A 12,568-nucleotide genomic window follows, 5' to 3' on the forward strand; every position below is an offset into this window, starting at 1 on the left:
TATGCTATTTACAAAATCAACAGCGTATACTCTGCAGGCTTTGATGGAACTTGCTAATTTTGATAAACCGGTAGATGTTGCAAAATTAGCGGAAATCACATCACTTCCAAAGCCTTTTTTGGCGAAACTATTGCAGACCCTTTCAAAAAAAGGTTATGTAAAATCTTTTAAAGGTATCCATGGGGGATTTTTACTTGAAAAAGCTCCAAAAGATATTAGGATTTTAGAATTGTTTAAAATTATTGAAGATAAGGACGCTTTAATATTTTACTGTTCCAAAGCACCTGAAAACTGTGTAAGAAACAGGGCTGATATATGTTGTGTTAGGCCTTTTTTTGTTTTTTTAGAAGATAAATTAAATTATATTTTAAAAGATATGACTTTAGAAGATGTTATAAGGATGAAATCTGATAAATAGAATAAAAAATTCACTTAAAGTATTAAGTGAAGTAACTGATTTAGGTGTTGTAGCTTTTGTTTTTGCAATACTTTTAATTATAATAGTTCCACTACCCAGTGGAATATTAGATTTTTTCTTAACAATTTCTTTATCTGTCGGTATTTTGATATTACTACTTAGTCTTTATATTCCAAAACCTACCGATTTTACAACATTTCCTACATTAATATTGATAGTTACTCTTTATAGATTGTCATTAAATGTAGCTACAACAAGAATGATTTTATCCAAAGGATATGAGGGACCGAATGCTGTAAGTAAAATAATTTCAGCTTTTGGGGAATTTGTAGTTGGCGGTAATTATATTATAGGAATTATTGTATTTATTATTTTGGTAATTATAAATTTTATGGTTATTACTCAAGGTTCCACAAGGGTTGCTGAAGTTGCTGCAAGATTTACACTTGATGCACTGCCTGGTAAACAGATGGCAATTGATGCAGATTTAAATGCCGGGCTTATTGATGAAAATGAAGCAAAAAAAAGAAGAATGGAACTTATCCAAGAAGCCAATTTTTATGGGGCTATGGATGGGGCAAGTAAATTTGTAAAAGGTGATGCGATTGCAGGAATTATTATTACTCTTGTAAATATAATTGCCGGGCTTTTAATAGGTATTTTTCAGCATAATATGGATATTTCACAGGCCGCTTCAACATACACTATTTTGACAATAGGTGATGGACTCGTAGGACAAATCCCGGCTCTTATGACTTCAACTGCAACAGGTATTATTATTACAAGAGCAAGTAAGGATGAAAGTAATTTTGCAGAGGGTGTTATAAAGCAGCTGATGAGAGATTATAAAGTTGTTTTGATTGTCGGTATTTTGCTTATTTTTATGGCATTCATTCCAGGTTTTCCAAGCGGAAGCATGATATTTATCGGGATTGTTTTTTTAATAACAGGATATTTGATGATGGAAACACAAAAAGGTGTGGACCCTATTGCCTCAATAATAGCAAAATTTAGAAAAAAACCACCACCTCAGCCTAAAAAAACAGCTGAAGAACTTGAACAAGAAGAAAAACCTAAAAAATCACCTGAAGAGCTTGCTAAAGAAGAAGAACAGGTATTGGAAAATATATTAAAAGTTGAAATACTGGAGCTTGATATTGGTTATCAGCTTATTAAAATTGCCGATCCCAACCAGGGCGGTGATTTGCTTGAGAGAATTAAAACCATGAGAAAAAAAATAGCAAGTGATTTCGGGTTCCTAGTACCCCAAATAAGAATAAAAGACAATATTCAGCTTCAACCAAACGAATATCAGATTTTATTAAAAGGTGTTGAAGTTGCAAGAGGAGAGGTTTACCCGGATAAATATTTGGCAATGTCAACTCCTATGGTAATTGAAGAAATTGAAGGGATAGAGGTAAAAGAACCGGCTTTTGGAATAGATGCGATTTGGATTGATGAAGATAAAAAAGAAGAAGCTTTAATGAACGGATATACCGTTGTGGACGCATCAACGGTAATTGTTACTCATTTAAGTGAAATAATTAAGAAATATGCAGAAGAGCTTCTAACTCGTCAGGATACACAAGCTCTGCTTGATAGAGTCAAAAAAGATTTTCCTGCCATTGTTGATGATGCCTTAAAAGTTGCAAATGTCGGATTGATTCAGAGAGTTTTAAAATCCTTGCTTCATGAAAAAATACCCATTAAAGATATGATTACAATACTTGAGACAATTGCAGATATAGCTGAATATACCAAAAATATCGACACTATTGTAGAACATGTAAGGAGTAATTTAAGCCGTGTTATTACAAAACTTTATGAAAGTGAAGACGGTACATTAAAACTTGTGACTTTTGATACCCAGACGGAGCAGTTTTTACTTTCGAAACTGCAGCAGCAGGGGGATAACAAACAGTTTTTACTGACTGTTTCCGAAATGAATAAACTTGTTGAAGAAATAAGCAATGCTGCAGCTGAAATTTTAAATAAAGGTATTGCCCCTGTTGTATTGATTGTAGACCCGTTAATCAGAAAGCCTCTCGCTGAAATTCTTGAAAGATTCGGGGTTGATGTAGTGGTACTTTCCCATGCTGAAATAGACCCTAATGCAAAATTTGAAGTACTGGGAAGTATAAGTATAAATTTCAAGGACTGATTGTATGTTAAACAAAGTGGAAAAAGAATTAGTTAAAAAAATGTTTTTTTACCCTGTTTTTATAGTGGTAATTTCATTTATATTGGTCGTTTTTTCATCTTATTATACGTTATATACATTTAAAAGCAAAGAAGTTGATAAAAATACTAAAATATTAATAAATAATAAAAAAAATTATTTAAAAGAAAATGTAATAAATTTATCAAAAGATATTGATAACGCTTTACAATTCAGTTTGGAAGAGACTAAAAAAAATGTAAAACACAGAGTTTATTTAATATATTATGCGATTAAAAGCCTTTATTCTTTAAATAAAAATAAAACGTTTATTATAAATTATTTAAACACTTTAAATACTTATTTAAAAAATCATTATATTTTTGCATATGATACAAACGGAATTGTTAAAACTCATATATTAAAATCATTTATAGGAAAAAATACTAAAAAAATTTATTTAATCAATCATATGTCTGTATTTGAAAGAAATAAAAAAATTTTAAATAAAAATAATGAAGGATTTATAAAAAAATATTTTTATAAACCTAATAATAAAAATAAAAAATTTTTAAAAATAGATTTTATCAAATATATACCTGAGCTGAATTTAATTATTGGTTCAGGAGAATATGTGGATGAAATAAAAAATAAATTAGAAAAGCAGATTTTCCAAAGAATAATGATGAAAAGATACGGGAATGATTATTATTTTTTTATAATTAAAAAAGATGGAACATTAATATTAAATCCTACTTATAAAAGCGCGATAGGAAAAAATATTTTAAATTTAAAAGATATAAACGGAAAATATTTTATAAAAGAAATGATAAAAAAAGCACTGGAAAACAAAAACGGATCATTTGTTGTTTATAAATGGATAAATCCGAAGACCGGCAAAATAGAAAAGAAAATATCATATGTGCTTTTTAACAAAAGCATAGATGCGATAATAGGCAGCGGTTTATATATTCAGGAGGATATAGCAAAAAACATAAACGATATTAAAAAGAATTTGAACGAAGAATTTAAAATATTTTATAGAAATTTAGTAATCATATTTTTAATTATTTTAATATTCTCTGTGTTTTTGTCATTTATTTTATTTAGAAAATTGAAAAATGTTTTTTTTATATATGATAAATTATTAAAAGAAGAAAAGAAGAAAATTGAGTATGAATCTTTACACGACCCTTTAACCAAAATTGCTAACAGAAGATTTTTTAATCAGAAAATTAAAGAAGAAATTTTAAGGGCGAAACGCTATAACCATACTTTTTCAATTGCAATGGTTGATATTGATTATTTTAAAAAAATAAATGATACTTATGGGCATGATATAGGGGATTTGGTTCTTAAAAAAATGGCTTCTTTTATTAAAAGACATATAAGAAGTACAGATATTTTTGCGAGATGGGGCGGAGAAGAGTTTATGCTTATTTTCCCTTATACAGATTTACAAAAAGCTAAACAAATTTGTGAAAAACTGAAAAAAGAGCTGCAGGAGAATGAGTTTGTTCAAAGGCCGGTAAAATTTACAATAAGCTGCGGTATTACTGAATTTAGAAAAGATAACAATATAGAAAGTATTATAAAAAGGGCTGATGAAGCTTTATATGAGGCAAAAAACGGTGGGAGAGACAGAATAGTTCTCAAATAATTATTTAAAAGCTATAAATGTAGCAAAATTATTCCATCTGAAAATTACTTCAGCTTCTTTAAATCCGGCATTTTTAAGCATTTCCATGTTTTCTTCCATTGTATAAGGAATCAGCACATTTTCCAAGGCTTCCCTTTTTCTTGCTATTTCGTATTCAGAATATCCCATTTTCTTTTTAAATTTATAATATTCATCAATCATTATTTTGTTCAGTTTTTTATGGTTTGTTATCAGTTTTTCACTCATAAAAAAAATGCCTTCGTTCATTAGAGAATCATATATTTTTTTTATAAGCTTTTCTCTTTTTAGGGGTCTTATAAACTGAATAGTATAATTTGCAATCACGGCTTTTGAATCAGAAAAATCATAATTTAAAAAGTCCTCTTCAACAAATTTAATATCAACTCCAAATGCTTTTGCCTTATTTTTGGCCCTTTTAATCATGGCAGGGGAATTGTCTATTCCGATTAAATCAAGTTTTTTATCTGTTTTTTTTGCCAGTTCTATTAAAAATGTACCTGTAGAGCTTCCCAAATCAACTATTTTGTCATTTTCATCTAAAAAATTTTTTAAAATATTAATTTGAAGATTTAAATTTTCTTTATAAAAAGGTACGCTTCTGCTTAACATATCGTCAAATACGCTTGCAACTTCTTCATCAAATTCAAACTGTTTTTCTATAGGTTTTGTAAAAACTTTATCTTTCAATTTCATCCTTATGGTATAATTTTTAATAATTTTACTAAAAAAGGCATTGTAATGAAAGATTCAACACTAGCTTTGCACTGGGGATATGAAAAAGACAGACAAAAGGCAATGCAGGTTCCTATTTATATGACTACCGCATATGAATATGATTCAACCGAACATGCCGCAAGACTTTTTAATCTGGAAATTGAGGGAAATATTTATACAAGAATAGGTAATCCCACTACCAAAGTTTTTGAAAAAAGAATAGCAGCCCTTGAGAGAGGGACAGAAGCACTGGCGACTTCAAGTGGAATGGCGGCTATATTTTATTCACTTTCAAATTTAGTACAAACTGGGGATAATATAATAATTTCAAATAAACTATACGGGGGAAGTATTACGCTTTCAACCCATACTTTAAATAGACTTGGAATTAAAGCCAGATTTTTTGATGTTCATAATCCTGAAGAACTCAATGATTTAATAGATGATAAAACAAAAGCAATCCTTATTGAAAGTGTTTCTAATCCGGCTTTGGCTGTTCCTGATTTCGAAGGAATATCCAAAGTGGCAAAAGAAAGAGGGATTATTTTAATTTGTGATAATACAATAGCAACCCCTTACGGTGTTAAACCAATAGAGCTTGGTTGTGATGTAGTTGTTCACAGCGCGAGTAAATATATTGTGGGAAACGGAAGTGCAATAGGAGGGGTTATAGTTGAAGGAAAAAGTGCAAAAGAAAAACTTTTGACTTACAGATATCCTCAGTTTAACGAACCGGATGAGAGTTATCACGGACTTGTTTACAATGAAAAATTTGATGCACCTTTTATTGCAAGGGCAAGACTTGCACTTCTGAGAGACTTTGGAGCAGTAATGTCTCCTTTTAATGCATGGCTTATGATATTAGGGCTTGAACATCTACATTTGAGGATTAAAGCTCACAGCGAAAATGCCCTTGAAATAGCCAAATTTTTAAAATCTCAAAAAGATATAAAAAAAGTAAATTATCCGTTTTTAGAAGATAACGAAAATTATGTATATGCAAAAAAATATCTAAAATATACAGGAGGTATAGTCAGTTTTGTTGTGGAGAATTTTGAGAGGGCAAAAAATATTGCAAATTCACTTAAAATTTTTTCACTTGTAACAAATATAGGAGATTCAAAATCAATTGTAACTCACCCTGCAAGCACGACACACCAGCAGTTAAGCAAAGAAGAGCTTATTAAAGCGGGGGTTGATGAGGGGCTTATTAGACTAAGCATTGGTCTTGAGGATGTTGATGATTTAATTGATGATTTAAAAAAGGCATTAAGTGATTAAAGATGTAAAAAAACTTAGCCTGATTCCTTTTATTTTATTTTTAATATTTTCAATAATATTTTTTATAATTTTTTATTCCGTTTTACAGGATTATTTAAAAGAAGAAATTAAAGTAACTCAAAATAAAATTTTAAATATAGAAAAAAATTATCTTAAGAAGGATGTTAAAAAGTTTAAAGATACTTTTAAATTGGCTTTTGATATTGCTTATACCGATGCACAATCAAATTTAGAAATATTTTTAAAAACAATGATTGAAAAAAATCTGATAAACGGTTTATTTGTTTCAAAAGACAATTATCTCATAATAGGAAAAATACCTAAAAATAAAAAATTTAATTATGAAATTTATGAAAACAAATATATTTTATTAAATCTTAATTCGCATAAATATTTAGTTTTTTTAATTGATAAAAGAGACAGTGTTTATATAGCGGGGATAAATAAGAAATATATTGATAATTTAGTATTTGAAAAAATAAGACACTATTTAGATAAGATTAACAAAAATAATCCGAGTTATATAGCATTGGGAAAAATAACAACATTTAATCCTGGAAAAGATGGGGTGTTTGGTTATTTATATTATATGCCTCCTAAATTAAAAGAAAAAGAGGGTATGATTTTATCAATTTATAAACCTGATATAAAAGGTAGGTTTTTCAGGGAAAAATATTTTAAATCATTAAAAGAAAATAAAGATTGTTTTGTTGTTTATACGTTTAAAAATCCTAAAACAAATAGATATGAAGAAAAAATCAGTTATTATAGTTTGATAAAACCTTTTAATTTCAGTGTATTAAAAGGAATATATGCTTCCCAAATAATTAAAAAAATAGATAAAGAGGTTAAAGAAAAACAACAAGATCTAAAAAATATAGTATTTATCGGTATGTTTACATATTTACTTCTTATGGGTGTATATTTTTTTGTTATGAATAAACTTGTTCAGAAAATTAAATTAAAAATTTTTAAAGAATATGAAGAATTATTAAAAAAACTCAGACATAAACATTATCATGATTCACTTACCAATTTGCCAAACAGAATAAAATTAATAGAGGAATTAAATAAATATCAGGGACTTATATTAATAGATATCGATGATTTTTCAGATATAAACGATGTCTATGGATTTTTTACGGGAAATAAAATATTAAAGAGTATTGCAAATGATTTTAAGAAAAATTATGAAAATGTTTACAGGGTGGGAAGTGATGAATTTGTTATAGGATTTAACAGAAAAATAGACAAAACTGATTTATGTGAAATAGCCAACAGGGATTTTCAATATAAAATGGTAAAATTGACATTTACAGTAAGCGGAAGCAATCAAAAAGGCTCTCTTTTAAAAACGGCTGAGAGTGCATTGAAAGTAGCTAAGAAGAGTAAGGAAAATTGTGTTTTATTTACCAAAGATATTGAAGAGGCACAAAAAAACAGAATACGAATGATTCAAAAATTAAGGAAAGTATTAGAGAATAGAAAAATTATTCCTTTTTATCAATGTATAGAAGAGAAAGACAGAAAAGATAGAAAATATGAAGCCCTTATTAGAATTGAAATGGATAATAAAATTATTACTCCTTTTATGTTTATGGATTTGCTTAAAGAGGCAAGGCTTTATAATAAATTTTCACAGATAATAATTGAAAAAGTGTTTGATGATGTAAAAAATAATAAAATTAAAAATGTTTCGATTAATCTTTCCTTTATTGATATTATAGATGAAGATACAAGAAATTTTATTTTTGATTTAATCGATAAGTGTAAAAAAAATAATGAAATAACATTTGAAATACTTGAGAGTGAAAGTATTGAAAATTTTGAAGTGGTAAAAAGTTTTATAGAAAAAGTAAAAAACAGGGGGATCAAAATAGCAATTGATGATTTTGGAAGTGGATATTCCAATTATATAAGAGTATTGGAACTGCAGCCCGATTTTATTAAAATCGACGGAAGTCTTATTAAAAATATACATGATAAAAAATATTTTGAAATAATAAGATTAATTGTCGAATTTGCAAAAAAATTTAATATATATACGGTTGCCGAATTTGTAGAAAATGAAGAAATTTATAATAAATTAAAAAATTTGGGAATTGATTATTTCCAAGGATTCTATTTTTGTAAACCTGAGCCGCTTGAGAAAATAAAGAAATAGTTTGATAAAATTTCATTTAAAAAAAGGAAAATATGAAACTTGAAACCAAAATAGCAAAATTTACGAAACCACTTTATCTTGAGAGCGGTAGAATACTTGAGCCATGGCAAATTATATATGAAACATACGGCGAACTTAATGAAAACAGAGATAATGTGATTTTAATAACCCATGCACTTTCCGGCTCTCATCATGCCGCAGGAATGTATGAAGGGGACAGAAAGCCAGGATGGTGGGATGGTTTGATAGGAGATGGGAAAGCAATTGACACTACAAAATATTTTGTAATAGCCACAAATGTGATAGGCAGCTGTTTCGGGTCAACAGGTCCTATCAGCCCGGTTTATCCGGGAAGTAGTGAAAGATACAGACTTAAATTTCCTGTAATTACAATTAAAGATATGGTTAAAGCGCAGAAAATATTACTCGATTCTCTTGGAATCAAACATTTAAAATCTGTTATAGGCGGTAGTATGGGGGGAATGCAGGCTCTTAGATTTGCGGTAGATTATCCAGGATTTATTGAAAAAATATTCCCTATAGCAACGACGTATCAAACAAGACCTTATGTTATAGCAATTAATAAAGCAATGATAGAGGCTGTTAGAAGTGACTGTGAATTCAAAAATGGAAATTATGACCCAAAAGAGATTAGAAAAAGAGGGTTAAAAGGTTTGGCAGCCGCAAGAATGATAGGATATTTAAATTATATTTCACCTGTAACATTCGATAAGAAATTCGGCAGGGATTATGTTAAAACAGACGGAATGTTCGAACTTTTCGGTAGATTTCAGGTTGAAAGTTATTTAGAATATAACGGAAGTAATTTTCCTAAATGGTTTGATCCGTTAAGTTATATCTATTTATTAAAAGCTATTTCTCTTTTTGATATAAGCAGGGGTTTTACTTCATTAAAAGAAGCTTTTTCTCAGATAAAAGACAAACTGGTTTTAATTTCATTTTCCGGTGATACTTTGTTTTTTCCGGAAGAAATGAGAGAAATTAAAAAATATATGGATGAAGTTAACGGAAAGAGTGAATATTATGAAATAAAAAGTGATTATGGACATGACAGTTTTTTAGTTGAGATTGATAAATTTGAAGATATTATTAAAAATGAATTAAATAATTAAAAATAGAAAATAAAAGGAAGGATATGGAAGATTTTGAAAAGAAATTAAAAGAGGCAAAAGAACTCCTTGAAAAGCTTAATGATCCAGAAATAACTTTATTTCAGGCGATGGAATATTATAAAAAAGGAGTTAAATTATTAGAAGAAGCGTCTAAAATGATAGAAGAGGCCAAACTTCAATTTAAAGAACTGACTAAATGATAATAGCTTCTTTACAATGCGCTGATTTACCAATAAATAAAACAAAACTAGATTATTATATAAATATTGCTAAAAAAGAAAATGCAAAAATATTTGTTTTGCCTGAATATGTTTTAAATAGATTTTTCAATGAATTAGTTAAAACACCTAAAAATTTTATAATTGAACAATCAAGACATCAGTTGGAACTTCTTAAAAAATTATCTAAAATTTATAATATTACAATAATTGCTCCAATAGTTGCATATGAGGGAAAAAATTTTTTTAAAGTTATGATTAAAGCAAAAAACGGGAGGATTTTTAAATATTATCAACAGATTTTAATGCCATATTCCCATTGGAATGAAGAAAAATTTTTTTCTAAAAAAGATAATAATCTTTTGGTTTTTAATATTCAAAATATCCGTTTTGGTGTAATGTTTGGATTTGAAAGTCATTTTACCCAGTTTTGGGATTATTTTGAAAATAAAAAAGTAGATGTTGTTTTGATACCGAGTATCGGAACTTTTAATTCATTTAATAGATGGTTTGAACTTCATAAAACATTTGCTTTTATTAAAAATTTTTATGTTTTAAGGGCTAACAGAATCGGCAGTTGGGGGGATTGGGAATTTTATGGTAAAAGTTATTTAGTCAATCCTTTTGGCGAGATTGAAAACATATTGGGTTCTAATGAAGAATTAATGTTATCCAGAATAGATAAAAATTTAATAAAGGAAGCAAGAAAAGAGTGGAAATTTAATAAATTAAGCAGAGAATTTAATTTAATGTAAAATTGAAAAATATAGAATGGAGAATTTAATTTTACATTTTCTATTATCCATTTTTCAATTAATCAAAGATTTCCAATATTTCGTATGCGGTATTTCTTTTTGCAGGTATTTCCCCTACATCTTTTATAAGTTCGATCATTTCTTTTTGATTCATTCTGTTTTGTGCTCCGGCACTTCTTACCACATTTTCTTCCATCATTGTTGAACCTAAATCATTTGCTCCGTAAAGTAGAGCCAGCTGCCCGATATAGCTTCCCTGTGTAACCCATGAGCTTTGAATGTTTTTGAAATTGTCTAAAAAGAGTCTTGCTACGGCCAGATATCTTAAATATCTGTTTGACGAGGCTTTATATTTGACAATCCCTTCATGATATAAAGCGGTGTTATAAGGCTGAAAAGACCACATAATAAACGCCCGAAAACCTCCCGTTTCATCCTGTAATCTTCTGATTTTTTCCCAGTGTTCAACAATCTCTTCTACCGTTTCAACAGTTCCAAACATCATTGTGGCTGTTGTTTTCATTCCGATTTCATGAGCGCTTTTATGAACTTCCAGCCATTCGTCCGTACTTATTTTTTTAGGAGCGATTATGTCCCTTACTCTATCACTTAATATTTCTGCCCCCGCTCCCGGAATTGAACTGAGGCCTTTTTCTTTGAGCCTTATTAAAACTTCTTTAATGGGTATTTTACTTATTTTACTAATATAATTTATTTCAGGTGCTGAAAATCCATGAATGGTAATACTGGGATATTTTTTATGGATATGTTCCACTAAATTTTCATAAAAATCTATTTTTAAATTCGGATGAACGCCTCCTTGAAAAAGAATTTGAGTCCCTCCAATTTCAATTAACTCATCAATTTTTTTATCAATTTCTTCAAAACTTAAAACGTATGCATCGGTACTTTTTTTATGTCTGTAAAAAGCACAGAATTTACAGTTTACAAAACATATGTTGGTATAGTTAATATTTCTGTCTACAATAAAAGTTGTAATCTTTTTAGGATGAATTTCTCTTTTTTTTTCAAGTGCCATTTTTCCAAGCTTGATTAAATCTTCATTTTGTATTAATTCTATTGCTTTTTCTTTTGAAAGTCTCAAAACAGCTCCTTTTTTTTGTATAATTGCTTTTATAATATCAAAAAAGGAAAAGTAATGGAAGAAATTATAGAAAAAATTTCCGAAGAAACTATAAATGAATTAAAAAAAGCAGAAAAACCGGCATACCCCTTATATTATAAAGAAGTTTTTGTCAGTTTAACCAGGGAATATAAAATTTTTGAACAAATTAACCCCAAATTATTATGTGTGGATCCGAGTATAAGTGAGAATCTTATAAATAAAACCGCTGAAACTGTTAAAGACATTCATAAAACCTCTTCCGATATAAAAAGGGAATCTATAAAATTGTTAGAAGATATTGAACCTGTGGAAACTGATGAACTTAAAAGTTTAGTGATACAATATTCTTCCAAACTGCTTGAACAGATTAATAAAATGCATGAAAAAATAAGTGAATTAGAAACTGAGCTTGAGAAAGCGTATAAAGAATTGCTGATTGATCCGTTAACTAAAGCATTAAATAGAAAAGCTTTGGAGAAAGAATTAAATGAAATTTTGGAAATTGGAAAAGAGAAAGATTTAGATTTGGCTCTGGCTGTTTTGGATTTGGATGATTTTAAAAAAATCAATGATACATACGGACATTTGATAGGAGATTTTGTATTAAAAAAAGTTGTTGACATAATTAAGAGATTATTGAGAAAAGAACATAAAATTTATAGAATAGGCGGTGATGAATTTGTTATATTAATGAATAGAATCGATTTGAAAATAGCAGAAAAAGTAATAGATAGAATAGTCTCAACCATCAGTAAAACAAAAATGAAATATAAAGATAATTTAATTGATGTTACTGTTTCAATAGGTTTAACAATGCATAGAAAAGGTGACACTATAGAGAGTATTATACGCAGGGCTGACGAGGCTGTTTATGAAGCCAAAAAAAGCAGAAATAAGTATGCGGTTAAATTATAAGGTTT

Annotated in this window: 11 protein-coding genes; 9 read left to right on the forward strand and 2 right to left on the reverse strand. The window is 28.5% G+C overall.

Features of this window, described 5'->3' with window-relative positions; all coding sequences use genetic code 11:
- Position 1: 1 nt before the first annotated feature.
- From LNAT_RS07480 to LNAT_RS07490, 3 genes are read left to right on the forward strand one after another with little or no spacing between them, the layout of a single operon-like run.
- The gene (locus LNAT_RS07480) at positions 2-418 is read left to right on the forward strand and encodes an RrF2 family transcriptional regulator (RefSeq protein WP_096259981.1); all 417 of its coding nucleotides are present in this window, start codon (positions 2-4) and stop codon (positions 416-418) included.
- Positions 408-2,579: a flagellar biosynthesis protein FlhA gene (flhA, locus tag LNAT_RS07485; protein WP_096259983.1), complete on the forward strand. Its 2,172-nt coding sequence runs from the start codon at positions 408-410 to the stop codon at positions 2,577-2,579. The genes LNAT_RS07480 and flhA overlap by 11 nt, the downstream gene beginning before the upstream one ends.
- Positions 2,580-2,583: 4 nt before the next feature.
- Positions 2,584-4,236 (forward strand): sensor domain-containing diguanylate cyclase, encoded by a 1,653-nt coding sequence (locus tag LNAT_RS07490; protein ID WP_096259986.1) that lies wholly within the window; start codon positions 2,584-2,586, stop codon positions 4,234-4,236.
- Here the strand turns inward: LNAT_RS07490 and cmoA are convergent, their stop codons facing one another.
- Positions 4,237-4,944, reverse strand: a complete 708-nt coding sequence (gene cmoA / locus LNAT_RS07495; RefSeq protein ID WP_096259988.1) for a carboxy-S-adenosyl-L-methionine synthase CmoA — start codon at positions 4,942-4,944, stop codon at positions 4,237-4,239. It lies immediately after the preceding gene.
- A gap of 51 nt (positions 4,945-4,995) precedes the next feature.
- Between cmoA and LNAT_RS07500 the strand changes: the two genes are divergently transcribed.
- The 5 genes from LNAT_RS07500 to LNAT_RS07520 are packed head-to-tail and all read left to right on the forward strand — an operon-like array spanning position 4,996 to position 10,522.
- Positions 4,996-6,252, forward strand: a complete 1,257-nt coding sequence (locus tag LNAT_RS07500) for an O-acetylhomoserine aminocarboxypropyltransferase/cysteine synthase family protein (RefSeq protein ID WP_096259990.1) — start codon at positions 4,996-4,998, stop codon at positions 6,250-6,252.
- Entirely contained in the window at positions 6,245-8,416 is a 2,172-nt protein-coding gene (locus LNAT_RS07505) for an EAL domain-containing protein (RefSeq protein WP_096259992.1), read from the forward strand. Before LNAT_RS07500 ends, LNAT_RS07505 begins: the two co-directional genes overlap by 8 nt.
- A 32-nt stretch (positions 8,417-8,448) precedes the next feature.
- Positions 8,449-9,549 carry a homoserine O-acetyltransferase MetX gene (gene metX / locus LNAT_RS07510; RefSeq protein ID WP_096259994.1) on the forward strand — a complete coding sequence of 367 codons (1,101 nt, stop codon included), beginning with the start codon at positions 8,449-8,451 and terminating at the stop codon, positions 9,547-9,549.
- A gap of 23 nt (positions 9,550-9,572) precedes the next feature.
- On the forward strand, positions 9,573-9,749 hold the full coding sequence (xseB, locus tag LNAT_RS07515; protein ID WP_096259996.1) for an exodeoxyribonuclease VII small subunit: 177 nt from the start codon (positions 9,573-9,575) through the stop codon (positions 9,747-9,749).
- On the forward strand, positions 9,746-10,522 hold the full coding sequence (locus tag LNAT_RS07520; protein WP_096259998.1) for a carbon-nitrogen hydrolase family protein: 777 nt from the start codon (positions 9,746-9,748) through the stop codon (positions 10,520-10,522). Before xseB ends, LNAT_RS07520 begins: the two co-directional genes overlap by 4 nt.
- 58 nt (positions 10,523-10,580) lie before the next feature.
- Here the strand turns inward: LNAT_RS07520 and LNAT_RS07525 are convergent, their stop codons facing one another.
- Entirely contained in the window at positions 10,581-11,627 is a 1,047-nt protein-coding gene (locus LNAT_RS07525; protein ID WP_096260001.1) for a dehypoxanthine futalosine cyclase, read from the reverse strand.
- A 54-nt stretch (positions 11,628-11,681) separates the two neighbouring features.
- On the opposite strand from LNAT_RS07525, the gene LNAT_RS07530 reads away from it, so the two are divergent.
- Complete coding sequence (locus LNAT_RS07530) at positions 11,682-12,563, forward strand: GGDEF domain-containing protein (RefSeq protein ID WP_096260003.1); 882 nt, start codon at positions 11,682-11,684, stop codon at positions 12,561-12,563.
- Positions 12,564-12,568 lie beyond the last annotated feature (5 nt).

Origin of the sequence: Lebetimonas natsushimae (assembly GCF_002335445.1) — a bacterium.
Classification (GTDB): Bacteria; Campylobacterota; Campylobacteria; order Campylobacterales; family Nautiliaceae; genus Lebetimonas; species Lebetimonas natsushimae.